The organism is Phyllobacterium calauticae, from assembly GCF_019991125.1.
GTDB classification, from domain to species: Bacteria; Pseudomonadota; Alphaproteobacteria; order Rhizobiales; family Rhizobiaceae; genus Phyllobacterium; species Phyllobacterium calauticae.
Genome location: NZ_JAGENB010000010.1, coordinates 29,024 through 51,278, shown reverse-complemented (window position 1 = coordinate 51,278; position 22,255 = coordinate 29,024). Strand labels below are relative to the sequence as shown.

Genomic DNA, 22,255 nt, shown 5'->3' with positions numbered 1-22,255 from the left:
ATTCTATAGGGGTTGCAGACTGTTCCAGGATAACGAATGACGCATCAACCGCAGCAATCACCGCAGTTCTTCCTGACAGCACCCTCGCCCTGTCCTTATCTGGAAGGGCAATTGGAGCGCAAGGTTTTTACACACCTCGTCGGCGGGCGCGCCGCCGAGCTCAATGATCTCCTGACCCAGGGCGGTTTCCGCCGCTCCCAGAACATTGCCTACCGTCCGGCCTGCGAGAATTGCCGGGCCTGCGTTTCCGTGCGGATTCTGGCCGGGGAGTTCAAGCAGGACAAATCCATGCGCCGGGTCTGGAACCACAACCGGGACCTGATCGGCAATATCCACCAGGCGGAGCCTTCGACCGAACAATACGCCCTCTTCCGGCGCTATCTCGATGCGCGGCACAACAAGGGCGGCATGTCGGAAATGACGGTGCTCGACTATGCGATGATGGTCGAAGACACCCACGTCCCCACCCAGATCATCGAATACCGCCGCCGCGGGCCGGATTCCTTCATCACCAAGAAGGGCGAAGGCGAGCTGATCGCCGTGGCGCTGACCGATGTCATGGGCGACGGGTTGTCGATGGTCTATTCCTTCTTCAATCCGGATTACGCCGACCGTTCGCTCGGCACCTTCATGATCCTCGATCACATCCAGCGCGCCGCTGCCGCCGGCCTCCCGCATGTCTATCTCGGCTACTGGGTCGAGGGCTCGCGCAAGATGCAGTACAAAATCCGCTACAAGCCCCAGGAACATCTGGGCCCGAAGGGCTGGGAACGCCGCGATTGAGCTGGGTTGCAGCACATCCTATTGCAATTCACCCCCCTCTGGGCTGCCGCCCATCTCCCCCACAAGGGGGGAGATCACATCGACATCAATAGTTTACCAGTTTTGCTGCCTTTGAGATTAACTGAAACAGCTTTGAAGGCTGATCTCCCCCCTTGTGGGGGAGATGTCCGGCAGGACAGAGGGGGGTGACCGATTGGTTCCAGCACCGCTTACCCGTTTCCTTCGAAACAGATTAATGAATCCCGGCCCTAGAATAAGCCAGCGCTTGCGGCTAATGCTCGGGCCTCAAAACAAGAAAAAGACTTGGAAAGTCAGAGGAAATGTCCCAACCGCATCTCGATCACCGCAAGGGCCTGCTCATCACGGGCATAGGCGGGCTGATACTCTCCGTCGATATCCCGCTGCTGCGCCTCGGCCAGGGGGAAACCTGGTCGACGCTGCTGCTGCGCAGCGGCACGACCTTTATCTGCGCCCTGATCATCTGGGCGGTGTGGAGCATGGTGACCGGCCGGGTCAAAACCATTCTGCCGGGGCGGATCGGCTTTGCCGTGGCCGGGCTTTACGGCCTGGGCTCGATCTTCTTCATGATCGCCGTCTACAACACCTCGACGGCCAACCTTGTCTTCATCCTGGCGTTCAACACGGTGTTTGCCGCGCTGCTTTCCTGGATCTTCCTGAAGGAGCGCCCGAAAACCGCAACCTTCGTCGCCATGTTCTTCATGCTGATCGGCGTGGGGATTATCGTGCGCGAGGGCCTGTCATCGGGGCACCTGTTCGGCAATATCATCGCCCTGATGTCGACATTCTTCCTCGCCTCCGCCATCACGGTGACCCGCGCCTCGAAGAAGGATATGAGCTTTGCGGCCATTATCGGCACCGTCCTGCCGATGACCGTGGCGATTTTCATGGTTTCACAGCACGGATTTTCCGTCGCGGCGCCCGGCTGGATCATCTTCAACGGCGCCGTGGTGACGACAATCGCCTTTGCCTGCCTGGCAACCGGCCCCCGTTTCCTGTCCGGGCCTGAAGTGGCGATGTTTTATCTCCTGGAGACGGTTCTGGCGCCGATCTGGGTCTGGCTGGTCTTTGCCGAACGTCCGAGCGACCCCACCCTGCTCGGCGGCATCATCATCATCACCACGCTGGTCAGCCATTCGATCTGGCAGATGCACAGCGCCCGCAAGCGCTCGCGGATGGCGGCGTTCCGCCACCCGATCTGAGAACCCCTATTCGGCTGCCTCGCTGGCATAGCCCGGTGCCGGATAGGCGGGCACGGTACGCACGCCAGGGCGTGCGGCCGCTTCGGCTTCGTCCGGCTTGTTCGGACGGAAGCCCCAATGGAACGCACGCGCCATCCAGCGGCTGAGATCGTCCATGATCGTGTAGAAGGACGGCACGAAGACCAGCGACAGGACGGTCGAGATCAGCAGCCCGCCGATCACCGCGATGGCCATGGGCGCCCGGAACTCGCCGCCGTCGCCGAAGGCCAGCGCCGCCGGCACCATGCCCGCGGACATGGCAATCGTCGTCATGACAATGGGACGGATGCGCTTGCGGCCCGCATCGATGATGGCCTCATTGCGCGGAATGCCGTGCTTGACCTCTTCAATGGCAAAATCGACCAGCATGATGGCATTCTTGGTGACAATGCCCATCAGCATGAGAATACCGATGACCACGGCCATGGATACGGAATTGTTGGTGAGCAGCAGGGCGGCGGCCACGCCGGCAATCGACAACGGCAATGACATCAGAATGGTGAAGGCATGGAAGATACTGCCGAAGAGCAGGATCAGCACCACGAACACCAGCATCAGGCCCATGATCATCGCATCGCGGAAACCGGCAAAAACTTCGCCCATGACTTCAGCGTCGCCGGTTTCCTGAATGCGCACGCCATCCGGCATGGATTTGACCTGCGGCAAGCCCTTGACGATGGAAAGCCCCTCGCCGATCTCCTTGCCGCCGGCCATGTTGGCGCCGACGACGACGCGCCGTTGGCGGTTGAAGCGTTCGATGGACGACGGTCCCTGACCGAAACTGACCTGCGCGATGGATGCCAGCGGCACCACGACGCCGGATGGGGCGGTCACGGTCAGCGTGTTCAAGACGGTCAGATCGCGGCGGGCGTCCTCGGTCAGCTGAACCCGGATCGGAATCTGCCGGTCACCCACGGTGTATTTCGCCAGATTGGCATCGAGGTCGCCAAGCGTCGCCACGCGCAGCGCATCGGAAACGGCCGACGTGGACAGGCCAAGCTCGGCCAGCTTGTCCATGCGCGGTGTCACGATGATTTCCGGACGGTCCAGCGCAGCGCTGGAGGACACCGCCTGGAAGCTGCCCGTTGCCGTCATGCCGCTCTGCATGGACCGGGCCTGCTCGCTCACCTTCTGCCCGTCCGTGCCGATGACGCCGACGGCAAATTCGCGCTCGCCGCGATCATTGACAAAGTTCGCGCGCAGATCCGGCACTTCGGAAAGCTTGGCGAAAATCTCGGCTTCGATCTGCTTCTGGCTCCGGTTGCGCTCGCTCTTGTGGCTGAGCTTGACGATCATGGTCGCGCGGCGCGTGTCCGTCTCGCCCTTTGGCGACGACCCGCCGACGACATAGGTCTGCTGCACTTCCGGGATTTCCCGGACCCGCAGCGCCGCTTCATCGGTGACGCGGCGGGTTTCATCGATGCGCGAACCCGGCGTCAACTCGAGATTGACCGCCACGCGCGCCTCGTCCTGTGCCGGGACAAACCCGGATGGCAGGAACCCCATGGCCCAGATGGCCGTTGCAAACAGCAGGACGCCGCTGATCAGCGTGAGCCAGCGATAGCGCAGCGTCACGCCAAGGAAGCGTGTATAGGCGCCAACCCAGCCGGTGTCATTGTCCTCATGGTGCAGGTTCTTGCCGTCGCGCAGGAGATAGGCGGTCATCATCGGCGTGATCAGGCGGGCGACCAGCAGCGAGAAGAACACCGCCACGGCGACCGTCAGGCCGAACTGCTTGAAATATTGTCCGGCAATGCCGCTCATGAAGCTGACCGGGGCAAACACCGCAATGATCGTCACGGAAATCGCGATAACCGCAAGTCCGATTTCGTCGGCCGCCTCCAGCGACGCGCGGTAAGGCGATTTGCCAGACCGCATGTGCCGGACGATGTTCTCGATCTCCACGATGGCGTCGTCGACGAGAATACCCGTCACCAGCGTGATGCCGAGCAGGCTGATCAGGTTCAGCGAGAAACCGAGCATATCGATGGCCCAGAATGTCGGGATGGCGGACAGAGGCAGGGCAATCGCCGCGATCAGCGTTGCGCGGATATTGCGCAGGAACAGGAAGACCACGACGATCGACAGCAGCGCGCCTTCGACCAGCGAGCTCATGGCGGCTTCATAATTGCCGTAGGTGTAGTTCACCGCATTGTCGATGATGCTGAACCGCACATCGGGGTATTTCTGCGTCAGCAGGTCCATGCGGTCCTGAACCCGCTTGAACACATCCGCATCGCTGGCACCCTTGGCGCGGAACACGCCGAGGGACACCACGGTCTGGTTGTTGACCCGGGCAAAGGATTTGGGTTCCTGGAACGAATCCGACACGGTGCCAATGGCATCCAGCCGGACAGAGCGGCCGCCGGCCAGCGGAATTTCGACGCTGCGCAGGTCGTCCAGCGTGCGGGATGCGCCAAGGGTGCGGATGGTCTGCTGGGTTGAACCCAGATCGCCGCGCCCGCCGGTCAGATCGGCATTCATCGATTTCAGCGCGCGGTTGACGTCAAATGCGGTCACGCCCAATGCCGTCAGACGGTCCGGATCGAGCGAGACGCGGATTTCCCGCGTCACGCCGCCATAGCGTTCGACACGGCCGACACCCTTGACGCCCTGGATATCGCGCAGAATCTTGTCGTCGACGAACCAGGACAGTTCCTCGGATGTCATCGCCGGCGCGGAAATCGCATAGGTCAGGATTGATGACCCCTCGACATCGACAGAGCTGACAATGGGTTCCTTGATCGTGGCAGGCAGATCGCTGCGGATACGGGTAACCGCATCCTTGACATCGTTGAGCGCCTTCTGCGTATCCACTTCGAGGCGGAACTCGACGAGCGTCGTCGAAATGCCTTCGGTCAGCGTGGTGGTGACGTTCTTCACGCCGGTGATGTTGGCAACCGAATCCTCGACACGCTTGGCGATCTGGGTCTCCAGCTCGCTCGGCGCAACGCCGGGATCGGTGACCGCCACGGAAATCAGGGGAACATCGATATTGGGAAAGCGGGTGATCGGCAGCTTGGAAAAGCTCATCAGGCCGAGAACGACGAGCACGACAAACAGCAGGATCGACGGAACCGGATTGCGGATCGACCAGGCGGAAATGTTCCAGTTCATTTGACTGCCCCCGTCGTTTCCGCTGCAATGCGCAGGGGCGTCACCCGGTCGCCATTGGCAACGAACGTACCGGCCCGCGCGACAACGTCTTCGCCGTCGGCAAGCCCGTCGAGCACTTCCACAGCGCGGTCATTGCGAATGCCGAGGGTGACCTTGCGCGTGTCGACCACGCCGTCCTTGACCACCTGCACAAGGGCCGTCGTGCCGCGATAGACAACGGCCGAGAGCGGGACGCTGACACCATTGCGCCGGGTCAATTCGATGACCGCACGGGCAAAGTTGCCGGGCCGGATGGCGTCATTGTGCTCCAGTGAAATCTTCACCGCACCGAGGCGCGAGCTTGCGGTGATTTCCGGGGAGATGAGGCGCACCCGGCCGGAAACCGGCTGCTCCATGCCGGACACGCGCACAGCCACCGGCATGTCAGGCTTGAGGCGCGGCAAATCCACTTCCGGTATATTGGCCGAAAGTTCGAACTCGCCGTCGCGGGCGATGCGGAACAGCGGACCGGCATTCATCGATACAATGCCGCCAAGCAGTGCATTGCGGCTGAGGACGACACCGGTCGTCGGTGCCTTGACGTCGGCCTTTTCGATGCGCAGCAGGACATCGCGTTTCTGCGCGGCCACCAATTGCAGCTGTGACTGGCTGGCAACCAGCGCCTGCCGGGATGTGTTGAGCCGGGCATTGGCGCTGTCATAGGCGTTGGTGGCATTGTCGAAATCGGCTTTGGAGGTGATGCCCTTGGCCGACAGGGCGCGGGCGCGGTCGAGCGCTTCCTGGGCCTGCCGGACGGCGATCTGCGCATCGACGATCTGCGCCTCCGACTGGGCGATGGATGCTTCGGCCTGGGCGCGCTGCGCCTCGATCTGCGCCAGCTGGATTTCGAGGGATGATTTGTCGAGGCGGGCGATGATGTCGCCCTCCTTCACCCGGTCACCCTGATCGGCGCCGAGTTCGAGCACGATCAGCCCCGTCACATCGGTTCCCACGGCAACTTCCTGACGCGGAACGATGGTGCCGGTGACGGTGATGGACGCGACCATCTCGGTCTCGACGGCCGGAATGACATTGATGACCGGTGGCTTGACCGCCTGTACGGCCGTCTTGTCTTCGGCCATGGCGGCAGGGACGAGCGCGGCGGTGAGGCCGAGAGCCAGAACGACGGATGCCAGAAGTTTAGTGCGACGGTTGCGCATCGGATTACCTGATCAAAAGAGGTATTTGCTGGATCGTTATGTCAGTATTTATGCTTGCACGGGGCGCAGGATGCCGACCGCAAGAGCGCGGAACATCGGCTCCAGCGCCTCGACAGGCACACCCTGTGCCGGAAAATTCCGCATGATGATCCCCTCGCCCATGGCGGCAAGGCTCGCCACGACAAGCTCAAGGTCACCGACGGGATCAATCTCGCCCCGGGCCTTGGCGGCACCGACGGCCGACAGAAGCTTTTCGCGCATCTGCCCTTCATAAAGCTCGCACTGGGCCGCAACGGCTTCGTTGCGGATGGCTTCCGCCCGCACCTCGGCGAAAAGCCGCGCGCTGGCGTCGTCAACGCCGTTCGCCGACTTCTGGCGAACGTGATCGAGACCCACCATCACAAGCGCATCGATGATGTTGCCGTACCCGCTCATGCGGTCGAGAATTTCGGCGCTTGCCTTGCGATGGCCCGCGACGATGGCTTCGATCAGGGATTCTTTGGAGGGGAAGTAACGGTAAAGCGCACCGGGGCTCATGCCGGCCTCGGAGCAGATGTCATTCATCGATGCGCCACGAAAGCCCGCACGGACAAAACAGTTGGTGGCGGCTTCAAGGATGCGCGCTTCCTGCACTTCGCGGTTCTGCGCCCGCTTGCCGAACAGCTTGGCGACAAAACAGCCGGATTCCCTGTCCGATCCGTCATCGGTCAGGAGCTTCGATTGCTTTGGCAGAATACTGTCGGTCACGAGGCACCACAAAAAAGAGCGAATGTTCACTCTCATTTATAGCGAAACGTAAAACCGGTCAATACGAGAATGAACGCTCTCGTTTAATTTTTCAATCGGCCGTCACATCGATGTCAGGAAAACTTGCCCGAGCGCGGGAAACCCTTCGGCACCATGCGGCCGGCGGAAGCACGCGGCCCGATCCATTCGGCCAGTTCTTCCCGGCTGCGCGTGAACGTCCGGTCCGCTGCATCCTGCCATGTGAGCCCCCGCTCCATGGCAAAGACGCGGATATCGGAGACGCCGCCATCCTTGTAGCGCTGCAGGCGTACGCCTTTGCCACGCCCGAGTTCGGGGATTTCCGACAGCGGGAACACCAGCATCTTGCGGTTCTCGCCGACGATCGCCACGCTGTCGCCGGTGACGGGAATGCAATGGCGCGCCTCATCCGGCGCCTTGACGTTCATCACCTGCCTGCCCTTGCGGGTATTGGCCATGACATCCGCCTCCGGCACGAGGAAGCCGTTGCCGTCATGGGATGACAGCAGCAGCTGGCGTCCGGGGTTGTGCACGAAGGCCGTGACGATGTCCTGATCGTTCTCCATATCCACGATGATGCGGATCGGCTCGCCATGACCGCGCCCGCCGGGCAGGCTGTTGGCGCCGATGGTGTAGAACTTGCCGCCGGTGGTCAGGATCAGAATCCGGTCCGTGGTTTCCGCGTGGAATGCCAGCTTGAGCTTGTCGCCCTCCTTGAAGGTCAGCGACGAGAAATCGGGCAGATGCCCCTTCATAGCGCGCAGCCAGCCCTTTTCCGAGACGACGACCGTCACCGGCTCCTTCTCGATCATGGCATGGTGAATATCGGCCTGGTCATGCTGCGGCGCATCGGCAAAGGTGGTGCGTCGCTTGCCGAGCGGTGTGTCGGCCGCATATTTCTTCTGCATTTCGGCGATCTGCCAGGAAATGGTCTGCCACTGCTTGGCATCGGAACCCAGCAACTGCTCGATTTCGCCCTTTTCGGCGGTCAGCCCGTCGAATTCCTTGCGGATCTCGAATTCCTCGAGCTTGCGCAACGACCGCAGGCGCATGTTCAGGACCGCTTCCGCCTGAACATCGCTCAGCCCGAAACGGGTCATCATTTCCTGCTTGGGCTCATCCTCCTCGCGGATGATGCGGATCACCTCGTCCAGGTTGAGATAGGCAATCAGGAAACCGCCGAGAATTTCCAGGCGGCGCTCGATCTCGGCCAGCCGGTGGCGCGAACGGCGGATGAGGACGTCCTTGCGGTGTTCGAGCCATTGCTTGAGCACGTCGCGCAGCGACAGGACGTTGGGCACCTTGCCGTTCGAGAGAACATTCATATTCAGGGGAAAGCGTGTTTCCAGCTCGGACAGCTTGAACAGGGATTCCATCAGAATGTCGGGATTGACGCTGCGGCTCTTCGGTTCGAGCACGATGCGCACATCCTCGGTGGATTCGTCGCGCACATCATCCAGCAAGGGAATTTTCTTGGCGATCAGGAGCTCGGCGATCTTTTCGATCAGCCGGGATTTCTGCACCTGATAGGGAATTTCGGTGATGACGACGATCCAGGTGCCGCGCCCCTGATCCTCCACATGCCAGCGGGCGCGCAGGCGGAAACCGCCGCGCCCGGTCTTGTAGGCATCGAGAATGGCATCGGCGCTTTCGACAAGCACGCCACCGGTCGGGAAATCCGGCCCGCGCACCCTGGTCCTGGTGTGATCCTCGGGATCGTCCTCCAGCGACATCAGCTCTTCGACCGTCGCCTCGGGATGCTTGATCAGGTGCAGGGCAGCGGCGCAGAGTTCCGACACATTGTGCGGCGGGATCGACGTGGCCATACCAACCGCAATACCGGACGAGCCGTTGGCGAGCAGGTTCGGGAAGGCGCCGGGAAGAACGATCGGTTCTTCGTCTTCCTCGTTGTAGGTCGGGCGGAAGTCGACGGCATCCTCGGTGATGCCTTCGAGAAGCAGCATGGCGACGTCGGTCATCCGCGCTTCGGTATAGCGCATTGCCGCGGGGTTATCGCCGTCGATATTGCCGAAATTGCCCTGCCCGTCGACAACCGGATAACGCACGGCGAAATCCTGCGACAGGCGCACCAGCGCATCATAGATCGACTGGTCGCCATGCGGGTGGAACTTGCCCATGACCTCGCCGACGATGCGGGCGCATTTGGCATAGGACTGGTCGGGCGAAAGCCGCAAAAGCCGCATCGCATGCATGATTCTGCGGTGGACGGGTTTGAGCCCGTCGCGCACATCCGGCAGGGCACGGTTCATGATTGTCGAAAGCGCGTAGGCCAGATAGCGTTCTTCCAGCGCGGCTTTCAGATCAACCGGTTCAATATTATCGTCGCCATTGTCTGGCGGAATCAGGCTTTTTCCCATGTCAATGGGTTATCAACTCACCGATTCACGGGCAAGCAATGATTCGCTCAGATCACAGCCTGTTGCCTATCGTGATGGGCAAAAAATGGGCAGGGCTTGCGTCCACCCGCCAAATCTGACTTTCTACCGCCCAATTGGCCCGATTTCGCAGGGAAAGACTGTCATAGTTTTGCCGCGCGGCATGGGATAGATTTGTTTACCGAGCAAAACAAGGAACACACTATGCGTCCAACCTACTCTCTGAAATCCGGCTTGCACCTCATGGCTGCGACCACTGCACTTGTCGTTGTCTTTGCCGGTTCAGCCTATGCGGTGGACGGCAATGCGGTGGCTGCCCGTCTGAAGGGTATCTATTCCCAGTATGGTGCTACGCTTGAGTACGGCAATGTGGAAAGCAGCGGCACAACGGTTGTTCTGAAGGATACAAAAGTATCAGGCAAAGACGATAAGGAAAGCTTCAAAGTTGGCGATGTGACGCTTAGCGATATTGCTGATGCTGATGGCGGAGCATTCAAAGTCGGACTGATTACCGTGCCGGATATTGATCACACATCCAAGGAAGAGGCCAACGGCAGAGTCATTATTCAGGGCATCAGTATTGAAGGTGTTATGCTTCCGCCTGAAAACTCGACCGACCCACTCGCACAAGTTCTCCAGTTCGAAAAAGCCGAGATAAAACACGTCGCTGTCTCCGCGAACGGCAAGGAGGCTCTTACTCTGGATGCTCTGTCTGGTATCCGTTCGCCCCTTTCCGCAACGACGCCAATGAAATTCACATCCAACATCGGAAGTTTTAAAGCTGACCTGTCTGAAGTCCAGGATCCGAAAACCAAAGATGCTCTGAAAGCGCTTGGTTACGAGACTCTTTCCGGAAAGTTCGACATGGGCGGCACCTGGAATACCTCTGATGGCCGCATCAACGTCGAGAAAATGGACGTCACGTTCGATAATGCGGGTGCTTTGGGTATAAAAATTGATCTTGCCGGCATCACTCCCGATTTCGTCAAAAATGTCAAAGAGGCGACAAAGAATGTGGACGGCAAGCCAGACGATGCCAAGGGCATGGCCATGCTCGGCCTGATGCAGCAGTTGAGCTTCACTGGCGCATCGATCCGCTTCGACGATGCTTCGCTCACCAACAAGGCTCTCGACTACGCTGCCAAGCAGCAGGGCGCCAAGCGCACCGACCTGGTCAACCAGGGCAAGGCCATCCTGCCGATGATGGCAGCGCAGCTCGGCAATGCCGAATTTGCCCAGGCCCTGGGAACAGCGGTCAGCGCCTATCTCGACAGCCCGAAGAACATCGAGATCAAGGCCGCCCCGGCCAAGCCCGTGCCGTTTGCCATCATTGCAGCCGGCGGCATGGCCGATCCGAAGTCGTTGATCAAGACGCTCGGCGTCACGGTCAACGCCAACCAGTAATCGATAGAGACGGCAAAGAAAAAGCCCGGCGAGATGCCGGGCTTTTTTGTTTGTCCAGAGTCGGTTGGAAAGGGTTTTTAATCCTCTTTCTTCATCGGTGCGAGGCGGATGTTGAGGTCGCGCAGCTGCGCGGGCGACACATCCGACGGCGCGTTCATCAGGAGATCGTAGGCCTGCTGGTTCATCGGGAACATGGTGATCTCGCGCAGGTTCTTGGCACCCACGAGCAGCATCACGATGCGGTCGATACCGGCCGCCATGCCGCCATGCGGCGGTGCGCCATACTGGAACGCGCGGTAGAGGCCGCCAAAGCGCTCTTCCACGGTTTCCCGCGAATGGCCGACCGCCTCGAAGGCCTTCACCATGGTTTCCGGCAGATGGTTGCGGATGCCGCCCGAGGAAATCTCGAAACCGTTGCAGACGAGATCGTACTGGAACGCCTTGATCGTCAGCGGGTCCTGGTGCTCCAGCGCGTCCATGCCGCCCTGCGGCATGGAGAACGGGTTGTGGGCGAAATCGATCTTCTTCTCGTCTTCCAGCCATTCGAAGAACGGGAAGTCGACAATCCAGGCAAGCTTGAACTGATCGCGGTCGACGAGGTTGAGTTCTTCGCCCGCACGGGTGCGTGCGGCACCGGCAAAGGAGACGAACTTCCTGGGATCGCCCGCAACGAAGAATGCCGCGTCGCCATCGTCCAGACCCAACTGCACGCGCAAGGCTTCGGTGCGTTCCGGTCCGATGTTCTTGGCCAGCGGACCGGCGCCCTCAAGCGCTTCACCTTCCTTGCGCCAGAAGATATAGCCGAGGCCCGGCTGGCCCTCGCCCTGCGCCCAGGAGTTCATGCGGTCGCAGAAGGCGCGCGAGCCGCCTGTCTTGGCAGGGATCGCCCAGATTTCCACCTTCGGATCGTTGGCGATCATGTTGGCGAAAACCTTGAAGCCGGAACCGGCGAAATGCTCGGTCACGGCCTGCATCTCGATCGGGTTGCGCAGGTCTGGCTTGTCCGAACCGTATTTGCGCATGGCATCGTCATAGGCGATGCGCGGGAACTGCTGCGTGACCGGCTTGCCCTCGGCAAATTCCTCGAACACACCGCGCAGGACCGGTTCCATCGTCGACAGCACGTCTTCCTGCTCGACAAAGCTCATTTCGATGTCGAGCTGGTAGAACTCGCCCGGCAGGCGGTCGGCACGCGGATCTTCGTCGCGGAAGCAGGGTGCGATCTGGAAGTAGCGGTCGAAACCGGACATCATGATCAGCTGCTTGTACTGCTGCGGCGCCTGCGGCAGGGCATAGAACTTGCCGGGATGAATGCGGCTGGGCACGAGGAAGTCGCGCGCACCTTCCGGCGACGATGCCGTCAGGATCGGCGTCGAGAATTCGGTGAAGCCGATCTCGGTCATGCGGCGGCGCATGGCGGCGATGATCTTGGTGCGCGACATGATGTTCTTGTGCAGCGTGTCGCGGCGCAGATCGAGGAAGCGATACTTCAGGCGGATGTCTTCCGGATAGTCCAGCTCGCCGAACACCGGCAGCGGCAGTTCCTTGGCGGCGGACAGGATTTCGATCTCGCGGGCGAACACCTCGATCTCGCCCGTCGGCATGTTGGCATTGACCGTATCATCCGTGCGGGCCTTCACTTCGCCGTCGACGCGGATCACCCATTCGCCGCGCACCGTCTCGGCCAGCTTGAAGGCGGGCGAGTCGGGGCTGGCGACGATCTGGGTCAGACCGTAGTGATCGCGGATGTCGATGAAGAGAATGCCGCCATGATCGCGGACGCGATGAACCCAGCCGGAAAGACGAACTGTCGAACCAACGTCGGATTTCCGCAGGGCGGCGCAGGTATGGCTGCGGTAACGGTGCATGATATGTGCCTCTGAGATGCTTGATGCTTGCTGCCGGAAGACGTGAAGAAAGCCCCGGCCATGATCTTGGAATTTGCGCGGACAAGCGCATTTTGACGGCGATTTGTCAAGATTGCGAATGACTGGAGGACGGATTTGTGGGCCTATCAACCATATAGACGCGACAAGCAGCGAAGAAACTCGGACAGGCGAGACAAATGCATTTCCATTCGCTATAGAAATTTCATGACCATGATTACAACCACAGATCAGCTTGACCAGGCTGTAGCCGCCCTTTCGCAATCCGATTTCGTAACAGTCGACACGGAGTTCATCCGGGAGACCACGTTCTGGCCGGAGCTTTGCGTTATCCAGCTCGCATCCCCTGATCATACTGCCATTGTCGATGCCCTCGCACCGGGCCTCGACCTTGCGCCGTTTTTCCGGCTGATGGCGGATGAGACCATCGTCAAGGTGTTCCACGCGGCGCGGCAGGATATCGAGATCGTTTTCCATCTCGGCAATCTGATCCCCCACCCGGTCTTCGACACGCAGGTGGCGGCAATGGTCTGCGGCTTCGGCGATGCCATTGCCTATGACCAGCTGGTGCAGCGGGTGAATGGCGCGCAGATCGACAAGTCCTCGCGCTTCACCGACTGGCGCCGCCGCCCGCTCTCCGACAAGCAGCTCGACTATGCGCTGGCCGATGTCACCCATCTGCGCGACATCTATCTGCACCTCAAAGCAAAGCTCGAGGAAGAAGGCCGCACCGACTGGGTGCTCGACGAGATGAAGGTGCTGACGGCGCGCGAGACCTATGACATGCATCCCGACGATGCGTGGAAGCGCCTGAAGATGCGCCTGCGCAAGCCGCAGGAGCTCGCCGTGCTGCGCAGCGTTGCCGCCTGGCGCGAACGCGAAGCGCGCGAGCGCAACGTGCCGCGCGGCCGCGTCCTCAAGGACGACGCCATTTACGAGATCGCCCAGCAGCAGCCGCGTGACGTGGAAGCGATGGGCCGGTTGCGCACCATCCCCAAGGGCTGGGAGCGCTCCAGCATCGCCACGGGGCTGCTCAATGCCGTCAACATCGCGCTGGACCTGCCGAAGGAAGACATGCCGCGCCTGCCGAAATCCGTGCAGTCGCCGGAAGGTGCGGGAGCAGCGGCCGAACTGCTGAAGGTTCTGCTGCGTCTCGTGACGGAAGAACACGGCGTTGCCGCCAAGGTTGTCGCAACGTCAGACGAGATCGACCGGATTGCCGCGGAAGGCGATGCGGATGATATTCCGGCCCTGCAGGGCTGGCGCCGCGAGGTTTTTGGTGAAAAGGCGCTGCAGCTGATCAATGGCGAGTTGTGCCTGAAGTTCGAGAACAAGCGGATCCGGGCCGTGCCCTGCACGGACTGATACTTCGGCCTCCACCGAAGTACCGGCCCGCCAAAACTGGCTAGCATCGGCCCGTTGAAACCATGCTGATGTGAGGCAATGATGTCTGCTACCCCCGTGCAAACCCCGTCTCTGGCCAAAGAACTGGCGCTTCTCGCCATTCTTGCCACGCTGTGGGGCGCCTCCTATACCTTCATCCGGGTCGGGGTCGAGACGATCCCGCCGGTCACATTCATCGCTGCCCGCACGCTGATCGCCGGCGGACTGCTGCTGGCCATCATCAAGCTGCGCGGCCTTGCCCTGCCGCGCGATCCGGCGATCTGGAAACGCTTTCTCATCCAGGCCTGCATCAACAGCGTGATCCCCTTCACCCTGATCGCCTGGGCAGAATTGACCGTCAATGCCGGTCTTGCCACCATTCTCAATTCGACAACGCCGATCTTCGCCTTTCTGCTGACGGTCCTGATCACCCGCCACGAAGCCGTGACCACGCGAAAAGTCTTCGGCGTGGCGGCCGGTGTCATCGGCATTTCCCTGATCATCGGGCTCGAGGCATTCAACGGCATCGGCAAGGAACTGGTGGCGCAGCTTGCCATCGTTGCGGCAACGATTTCCTATGCGGCGGCCGCCATCTTCGGCAAGGGTTTCAAAAATCTCGATCCGATGATGCCCGCCGCTGGCTCGATGCTCTGCGGCGCCGTCATCCTCATCCCGGTCAGCCTCGTGGTCGACCGGCCATGGACACTGGCGCCCTCTGCCCACTCGCTCCTCGCGCTGCTCGGCCTTGCCGTGTTCTCCACCGCCCTCGCCTTCGTGATCTATTTCCGGCTGATCAATACGCTGGGCACGGTCGGCACGACGTCGCAGGCCTATCTGCGCGTACCGATCGGCGTCGGCATCGGCGTGCTGTTTCTCGGCGAAAGCCTGGCATCGACCGCATGGATCGGCCTGATCTGCGTGATTGCCGGTGTCGCGGCGATGACCCTGCCCGGACGCAAGAAGGCGGCCATCGCCGCCTGAGCACCGGCACTTATTTGCCGATGGCCATTTTCAGCGGCTTGCCCGTCAGTTTCGCCAATTGCTGCAAGCGGCCTTCCGGCACATCGCCGATCAGGTCGGCATTCCTGGCCGCCACTTCGAGATAGATGCCGTCAGACGCCTGTTTCCACGAGAGGTTGGGAACCACCCCCGCCATCGATGCGGAAAACGGATAAACAATCCGCATGATCGCCGCCAGTATCTTCGAATATTCCAGCAGCCGCGGCGTAGCGAGCGCCGCCAGTTCCGGGTCCGCCGCGCTGTTGGCAATGCCCTCATGGCGGAAGAAATTGGCAAGCGCGATATAGGCCCGGCCCGGATGATCAATGCCGACAAAAGCAGCGTTGGAGATCATGTTCAGCGCCTGCGAACCGCGATAATCGGGGTGGGCACGCCAGCTGATATCGGCGATCAGGCAGGCCGCGCGGCGATAGCGCTTCTCGTCCTCCGTCTCGTCATAGCCGAGCGCGGCAAAGGCATCGCCGCTCCACTCCGCCAGCTCGCGCGCATAGGCGGGCGAGCGGGCGCGCAGCACGGCCAATTCGTCGGCTGCGGCAATCAGCGGGTCTTCCAGCTGCTCGGATTCCGACAGCAGCGAGAACAGAAACCCTTCCCGCACGCCAAGGGCCGAAAAGACAATCTTTGACGGACGCATCTTGCGGATGGTCTCAAGCAGGGCGATGGCGCCGTAGGACAGCAATGCACGGCGGTTCTTCGAGACATCCTCGATCCCGCGCATATTGTCGAGATTGCCGTCCGCGACGCGCTTGAGAAAGCGCTGTGCTTCCTCGAAAGGAATTTCATAGTGGTGCATGACGTGCAGCGGATAGTGCTCGGCACTCATGTGCAGCTTGGCGAGGTTTCGCCAGGTGCCGCCCACGGCGTAGAACGCCCGGCCCTTGCCCTTGGCCAAAAGCTTCGCCGATTCCAGCGTCTTCTTGGCGATATCGGAGGCGGCGGAAAGATCGCCGTTCGACATATCCTGCAGACGCAGGCCGCCCAGCGGCAGGGTGATGCCGTCGCCGATGGTGCGGCCCTTGACATCGACCAGTTCGAGACTGCCGCCGCCCAGATCGCCTGCGATACCATCGGGATCATGAAAGCCGGAGATGATCCCCAGCGCGGAATAATAGGCCTCTTCCCGGCCGGACAGAACCTTGATCGGTTCTCCCAGAACGATTTCGGCCTGGGCGATGAAATCGGGACCGTTTTCGGCTTCGCGCGCTGCGGCCGTCGCCAGCACATCCAGCGAGCGGGCGCCCGCCTGATCAGCCAGGGCGCGGAACCGGCGCAGCGCCCGCAAGGCGCTTTGCACGGCCTTTTCATTCAGCTTGCCGGTTTTTACCAGGCCTTTGCCAAGGCCGCAGAGAATCTTTTCGTTGAAAAGGACGGTCGGCGAACGGGTAACCCCCTCATAGACGACCAGACGTACAGAGTTCGAGCCGATGTCGATGACACCGGCCGGATGGCGTCCTTGCACACGCCCCTGCGCTGCGGATATCATGCAGTCTTGTTTTTCGCTGCTTTGGATCGCTTGCGGTGAGCGATCAAGCGTGGTGCTGAAGACTTCAGCGACTTGCCGCGGCCGGACAGGCTGGGATTTGTCATGAAATATTCCTGCGCGTTAAAAGCATCTTCTCCATCCGCCGGAACAATCCGGCGCGACGTACCGTCTGCTAGTAACTCGTAACTCTGCTGGTTGTCGAGAAGGTTTGCCAGCATAATCTGTGAAAGAAGCTGTTGATGCACAGTTGGATTGGTGATCGGAACCAGCGTTTCGACGCGGCGGTCGAGGTTGCGGGTCATCATATCGGCTGAACCGATATAGACGAGCGCCTTTTCCGACGGCAGTCCCGCACCGTTGCCGAAGCAGAAAATACGGCTGTGTTCGAGAAAGCGGCCGACGATGGATTTTGCCCGGATCGTGTCGGAAAGCCCCGGAACCTGCGGGCGCAGGCAGCAGATGCCGCGCACGATGAGGTCGATGTCGACGCCGTGCGTGCTGGCATTGTAGAGCGCATCGATGATCTGCGGATCGACCAGCGAATTCATCTTCATCCAGATTGCCGCCGGACGGCCGGCCTTGGCGTGCTCGATTTCTTCGGCGATGTGCTGGAGAATGCGCGGGCGCAGGGTGGTCGGCGACACGGCAATGCCCATCTCGCCGGATGGCTGGGTATAGCCGGTGATGAAGTTGAAGATCTGCGCAACGTCGCGCCCGATCGACGGTTCGCAGGTGAAGAACGACAGATCCGTATAGATCTTGGCGGTGATCGGGTGGTAATTGCCCGTGCCGAGATGCACGTAGCTGCGCAGCTTCTGTTCCTCGCGGCGCACGACCAGCGACATTTTCGCGTGGGTCTTCAGCTCGATGAAGCCGAAGACGACCTGAACGCCGGCGCGTTCCAGATCGCGCGCCCAGCGGATATTGGCTTCTTCGTCGAAGCGCGCCTTGAGCTCGACCAGCGCCGTCACCGACTTGCCGGCATCGGCGGCGTCGATCAGCGCGCGCACGATGGGGCTGTCATTGGAGGTGCGGTAGAGCGTCTGCTTGATGGCAACCACTTCCGGATCCGCCGCCGCCTGGCGCAGGAACTGCACCACGACGTCGAAGGATTCGTAGGGGTGGTGCACCACGATGTCCTTTTCGCGGATCGCGGCAAAGCAATCGCCGCCATGCTCGCGCACCCGCTCGGGGAAGCGCGGGTTGTAGGGCACGAATTTCAGGTCGGCGCGCGGAATGCCGACGATTTCGGAGATGGTGTTGAGCGCCAGAAGGCCTTCGAGCACGCTGATGCGGTTGTCGGGAACACCGAGCTCCGTCGCCACGAAAGCACGCAGCGATTCCGGCATTTCATCATCGAACTCGATGCGGATCACCTGGCCGCGGCGGCGGCGCTTCAGCGCGCTTTCGAACAGGCGCACCAGATCCTCGGCCTCTTCCTCCACCTCGATATCGCTGTCGCGGATGATGCGGAATGTACCGGCGCCCTTCACCTCATAGCCGGGGAACAACCGCCCGGTGAACAGGCTGATGGCATCCTCAAGCGTCAGGAAGCGGAAACGGCCGGCATCGTCGGGAATCTGGATGAAACGTTTCAACGCCTGCGGCAGGCGCAACAGCGCCGTCATCGGACGGTTGTCGATGCTGCGGCTCAACAGCATGGCGATGGTGAAACCGAGATTGGGAATGAACGGGAACGGATGTGCCGGATCGATGGAGAGCGGGGTCAGGACGGGATAGATGGTTTCGAGGAAGTGATCCTCGAGCCAGAGGCGCTCGCTTTTGGTCAGCTTGTCCGGGCGGACGATTTCAATATTTTCGGCCAGCATCTCGACGCGCAGTTCGTTCAGGCGCAGCTGCTGGGCGGCCTGCAGCTTGCCGACTTCATCGAGCACGAATTCCAGCTGTTCCTGCGGCGTGCGCCCGTCCGGGCTGCGATTGGCTACCCCGGCACGCACCTGCCCGGCGAGACCGGCAATGCGCACCATGAAGAATTCGTCGAGATTGGCGGCGGAGATGGACAGGAAGCGCAGGCGCTCCAGCAGCGGCTGGTGCACATTGTGGGCTTCTTCCAGCACGCGGCGGTTGAACTGCAGCCAGGAGAACTCGCGATTGACGAAACGGTCGACACTGGTGTGCAGATCCGGCAGACCGATGGCTTCGACTGCATTCGTTATGGCGGGTGACTGATCGTTCATTGTCATTCTCCGATTGGAATAGTCCCGTCAAAAGCGGAATCACAGGCCACATTAGTCAAGTCTCTTGAAGGTTTTATAGCAATCGCGGCCCAATCCCTCCTCAGCCCGATAAAAATCGGCACGCGGCAGCTTACACCGGAAACAAAGCCTTTCGCGATGAATTTCTCATGCGGCACCAGGCTGAAGACCCGCCATAATGCCGGTTGCGGCGGAACCAGCCGCCACTTGTGTCAGATTGCCTCGCTTTAGCGCAGCAGAAGCGATTTTCTTCGCCGCGGAATTGCTCTATGAGAATGACAACACCTTTGCCTATCGACTGAAAGCCCAGGAGCGACACATGGCCGGACACAGCATTCCCCACTTCCAGAACAGCGCTGGTCACGCCGCCATTAGCATTGGCGTCAAGGAATTCATGTGCGTCGGCGCCAATCCGCCTTTCGATCACCCGCATGTCTTCCTCGACCTCGGCGATGACAATGAAAAGGTCTGCCCCTACTGCTCGACGCTGTACCGTTACGATGCGGCGCTCTCCGCCGGGGAAACGGTTCCTGCCGGCTGCACCTATGTGGACAACAAGGCTGCCTGATTGCAAACGCCCGTCATCGATCTGAAGACGGCTCGCAACAGGCGAACTCCCAATCCTGATCAAATCATCATTGCGGGTGCCGGTATCGCCGGCCTGACACTGGCGCTGGCGCTGAGCGCCAAAGGCTTTGCCGTCCAGATCTTTGAGAAGAGCGCCATTCTGGCTGAAGCGGGCGCCGGATTGCAGCTTTCGCCCAATGCCACCCGCCTGCTCGGCCGCCTCGGCGTCCTGGACAGGCTGATGCCCCATGCCGTGCAGCCGGATGCGGTCTGCCTGCAGGACGGCGTGAGCGGGGAGAAGCTGTTGCACCTGCCCATCGGCAAGGCCGCGGTACAACGCTGGCACGCGCCCTACATCGTCTGCCACCGCGCCGACCTGCAGCAGGCACTCCTTGCCGAAGTGCGCCAGCGCGGCAACATCGCCATGCAGCTGGAATCGGCCGTTACCCATCACAACAGCGACGCTCAGGGCGTGCTGGTTCGCGTGCAATACAACGACCGCATCGAAGAGCATCGCGGCGCCCTGCTGGTGGGCTCCGACGGTGTCTGGTCGAACACCCGCAATGCGCTGTCAGACCTTGATCGCGCCCGCTATACCGGCTCCATCGCCTGGCGCGTGTCCGTGCCTGCCAATCGCCTCCCTGCTTCGTTCAGCGCCCTCCTGCCTGAAGGAACCAATGTCGTTGCCTGGACCGGCGGCAATGCGCACCTTATCGCCTACCCCATCCGTTCGGGCGAGCTGATGAATTTCGTGGCGGTGGCGCGCGACCGGAAAAACCCCGGGCGCTGGGAGATCGAAGTCAATCCCCAGGCGCCGAACCAGAATTTTACCAGGGATTTCTACTGGTGGCATCCGGGCATCCGCGACCTGGTGCTGTCGGCCGGGCAGTGGACACCCTGGCGCCTGTTCGAAATGAAGCGGTGCAGCTTCCTGCGGGATGAGCGGCTTGTGCTGATCGGCGACGCGGCCCACGCGATGACGCCCTATGCGGCCCAAGGCGCAGCCATGGCCATCGAGGACGCCTGTGCTCTTGCCGCCGCACTCGGCCATGGCCGCGAGGACTGGCCCGCAGCCCTGGCGGCCTATGCCAGGAACCGGACAAAGCGCATCGAGTCGGTGGTGCGGCGCGGCGCGCTCAATCAATTGGCCTATCACGCCAAGGGGCCGGTGGCGCTTGCCCGCAACCTGCTGCTGCGCAACCGGCCTGCTGAAAAGTTCGTGGCGGGTTTCGACTGGCTTTATGGATTTGATGCGGAAAAGCCCAACGGCGAGATTTGATCGCCAGTCGCATTGTTGTAGCGCTTGAGTGACCAGACCAGGCTTTGCGGCAAGGGATTCCAGGCGCCGGTGCGCAGGCCGCCGGCCCGCAATACGGCGCCGGTCCAGGTATTGCAGCCGAGCAATGCGGTGAAATAACCATTGGCTTCGAAGAAACGGTCATTCAGACCATATCCGGCGCCTTCGATCATCATCGCCTTGCCCTCGGCGTTCAGCCGGAAACTACCGAGCATATGCGCAAGCATCGCTTCGAAGGCTTCGGGGCCGACCGTCAACCGCTCGATACCGGGCTGGTCCGTGTTGACGACCCCGATGGGCTCCACATGCATCGTGGAACGATCAAGCGTCAAACCACGCATCAGGGGCATGAATTTGAGTTCGGCCCAGGTGGGGGTTTCAAGATAGAAGCTGCGCCCTCCCCAGCCCACAACAATCCAGGCAATACGCGGGTCGGTCAGTTGGAAATTCTCCCCGTTCAGGATGGACAGCCGCGCCATGACATCGGGATCGGCGGGAAATGCAATGTCCGTATGAATGGGATTGGACAAGAGAAGGACGGTACGGCCAGCGAGCGGCGGAGAGGCTGTCTGCACGAAGAACGCCCGCGGTATCAGGGCACCCGCCACAAACAGCAAAACAGCGGCCACGAGGGCCGCTGCGATGGATGTCACGACGATGCGCAGAATTCTCAATGCAGGATCTGGCTGAGGAACAGCTTGGTGCGCTCGTGCTGCGGATTGTCGAAGAATGCCGCCGGTTCGTTCTGCTCGACGATCTGGCCCTGATCCATGAAGATCACACGGTTTGCCACCTGACGGGCAAAGCCCATTTCGTGGGTGACGCACACCATGGTCATGCCCTCTTCGGCCAGTTGCACCATGGTGTCGAGCACTTCCTTGATCATTTCCGGATCGAGCGCCGAGGTCGGTTCGTCGAACAGCATGATGCGCGGGTTCATGCACAGCGAACGGGCGATGGCTACACGCTGCTGCTGGCCGCCGGACAGCTGGCCGGGATATTTGTTGGCCTGTTCCGGAATCTTGACGCGCTCGAGATAATGCATGGCAATCTCGTCCGCCTTCTTCTTCGGCATCTTGCGCACCCAGATCGGCGCGAGCGTGCAGTTTTCCAGAATCGTCAGGTGCGGAAACAGATTGAAGTGCTGGAACACCATGCCCACTTCGCGCCGGACTTCATCGATCTTTTTCAGGTCGTTGGTCAGTTCGATGCCGTCGACAAGGATCTTGCCGCTCTGGTGCTCTTCGAGGCGGTTGATGCAGCGGATCATCGTCGACTTGCCCGACCCCGACGGTCCGGCAATGACGATGCGCTCGCCGCGCATCACCTTGAGGTTGATGTCCTTGAGGACGTGGAAATCGCCATACCACTTGTTCATGTTGGTAATCTCGACGGCTACATCGGTCTTGGAGACCTGCATGAGCGAGCGGTCGACATGAATTTCGGATGGATCGACAACGTTTTGAGTGGTCATGCAGAT

Annotated in this window: 16 protein-coding genes; 7 read left to right on the top strand and 9 right to left on the bottom strand. The window is 60.9% G+C overall.

Features of this window, described 5'->3' with window-relative positions:
* The first annotated feature begins 36 nt into the window (after positions 1 to 36).
* Positions 37 to 783 carry an arginyltransferase gene (locus J1W56_RS23500; RefSeq protein ID WP_223615712.1) on the top strand — a complete coding sequence of 249 codons (747 nt, stop codon included), beginning with the start codon at positions 37 to 39 and terminating at the stop codon, positions 781 to 783.
* Between the two features lie 320 nt (positions 784 to 1,103).
* Positions 1,104 to 2,003: a DMT family transporter gene (locus tag J1W56_RS23495; RefSeq protein ID WP_223615711.1), complete on the top strand. Its 900-nt coding sequence runs from the start codon at positions 1,104 to 1,106 to the stop codon at positions 2,001 to 2,003.
* A gap of 6 nt (positions 2,004 to 2,009) precedes the next feature.
* On the opposite strand, the gene J1W56_RS23490 is transcribed toward J1W56_RS23495, so the two are convergent.
* The 4 genes from J1W56_RS23490 to parC all read right to left on the bottom strand — a co-directional run bounded on the left by J1W56_RS23490 (position 2,010) and on the right by parC (position 9,501).
* On the bottom strand, positions 2,010 to 5,159 hold the full coding sequence (locus tag J1W56_RS23490; protein WP_223615710.1) for an efflux RND transporter permease subunit: 3,150 nt from the start codon (positions 5,157 to 5,159) through the stop codon (positions 2,010 to 2,012).
* Positions 5,156 to 6,358, bottom strand: a complete 1,203-nt coding sequence (locus tag J1W56_RS23485; protein ID WP_223615709.1) for an efflux RND transporter periplasmic adaptor subunit — start codon at positions 6,356 to 6,358, stop codon at positions 5,156 to 5,158. Before J1W56_RS23485 ends, J1W56_RS23490 begins: the two co-directional genes overlap by 4 nt.
* A 48-nt stretch (positions 6,359 to 6,406) precedes the next feature.
* Complete coding sequence (locus J1W56_RS23480) at positions 6,407 to 7,105, bottom strand: TetR/AcrR family transcriptional regulator (protein ID WP_223615708.1); 699 nt, start codon at positions 7,103 to 7,105, stop codon at positions 6,407 to 6,409.
* Positions 7,106 to 7,218: 113 nt separating this feature from the next.
* Complete coding sequence (gene parC / locus J1W56_RS23475; protein WP_223615707.1) at positions 7,219 to 9,501, bottom strand: DNA topoisomerase IV subunit A; 2,283 nt, start codon at positions 9,499 to 9,501, stop codon at positions 7,219 to 7,221.
* A gap of 222 nt (positions 9,502 to 9,723) precedes the next feature.
* On the opposite strand from parC, the gene J1W56_RS23470 reads away from it, so the two are divergent.
* Positions 9,724 to 10,923, top strand: coding sequence for a hypothetical protein (locus tag J1W56_RS23470; protein ID WP_223615706.1), 1,200 nt, complete (start codon positions 9,724 to 9,726; stop codon positions 10,921 to 10,923).
* Positions 10,924 to 11,000: 77 nt separating this feature from the next.
* On the opposite strand, the gene aspS is transcribed toward J1W56_RS23470, so the two are convergent.
* Positions 11,001 to 12,791: an aspartate--tRNA ligase gene (gene aspS / locus J1W56_RS23465; protein WP_223615705.1), complete on the bottom strand. Its 1,791-nt coding sequence runs from the start codon at positions 12,789 to 12,791 to the stop codon at positions 11,001 to 11,003.
* Between the two features lie 225 nt (positions 12,792 to 13,016).
* Here aspS and rnd point away from each other — a divergent pair, with 225 nt between their 5' ends.
* Together rnd and J1W56_RS23455 are read left to right on the top strand one after the other, a co-directional pair.
* On the top strand, positions 13,017 to 14,174 hold the full coding sequence (gene rnd / locus J1W56_RS23460; protein ID WP_223615704.1) for a ribonuclease D: 1,158 nt from the start codon (positions 13,017 to 13,019) through the stop codon (positions 14,172 to 14,174).
* 96 nt (positions 14,175 to 14,270) lie between these two features.
* Entirely contained in the window at positions 14,271 to 15,173 is a 903-nt protein-coding gene (locus tag J1W56_RS23455) for a DMT family transporter (protein WP_223615772.1), read from the top strand.
* A 10-nt stretch (positions 15,174 to 15,183) separates the two neighbouring features.
* Here J1W56_RS23455 and ppx read toward each other — a convergent pair whose 3' ends face one another.
* Together ppx and J1W56_RS23445 are read right to left on the bottom strand one after the other, a co-directional pair.
* Positions 15,184 to 16,695 carry an exopolyphosphatase gene (gene ppx, locus J1W56_RS23450; protein WP_223615703.1) on the bottom strand — a complete coding sequence of 504 codons (1,512 nt, stop codon included), beginning with the start codon at positions 16,693 to 16,695 and terminating at the stop codon, positions 15,184 to 15,186.
* Entirely contained in the window at positions 16,692 to 18,893 is a 2,202-nt protein-coding gene (locus tag J1W56_RS23445; protein ID WP_105735647.1) for an RNA degradosome polyphosphate kinase, read from the bottom strand. Before J1W56_RS23445 ends, ppx begins: the two co-directional genes overlap by 4 nt.
* 337 nt (positions 18,894 to 19,230) lie before the next feature.
* On the opposite strand from J1W56_RS23445, the gene J1W56_RS23440 reads away from it, so the two are divergent.
* Together J1W56_RS23440 and J1W56_RS23435 are read left to right on the top strand one after the other, a co-directional pair.
* Complete coding sequence (locus J1W56_RS23440) at positions 19,231 to 19,479, top strand: zinc-finger domain-containing protein (protein ID WP_223615702.1); 249 nt, start codon at positions 19,231 to 19,233, stop codon at positions 19,477 to 19,479.
* The gene (locus J1W56_RS23435; RefSeq protein WP_223615701.1) at positions 19,480 to 20,757 is read left to right on the top strand and encodes an FAD-dependent monooxygenase; all 1,278 of its coding nucleotides are present in this window, start codon (positions 19,480 to 19,482) and stop codon (positions 20,755 to 20,757) included.
* Here J1W56_RS23435 and J1W56_RS23430 read toward each other — a convergent pair.
* A complete protein-coding gene (locus J1W56_RS23430; protein WP_223615700.1) occupies positions 20,718 to 21,449 on the bottom strand; it encodes a TIGR02117 family protein in 732 nt (243 codons plus the stop codon). The two genes, J1W56_RS23435 and J1W56_RS23430, sit on opposite strands and share 40 nt — an antisense overlap.
* Positions 21,446 to 22,249 carry an amino acid ABC transporter ATP-binding protein gene (locus J1W56_RS23425; RefSeq protein WP_288194976.1) on the bottom strand — a complete coding sequence of 268 codons (804 nt, stop codon included), beginning with the start codon at positions 22,247 to 22,249 and terminating at the stop codon, positions 21,446 to 21,448. Before J1W56_RS23425 ends, J1W56_RS23430 begins: the two co-directional genes overlap by 4 nt.
* Positions 22,250 to 22,255 lie beyond the last annotated feature (6 nt).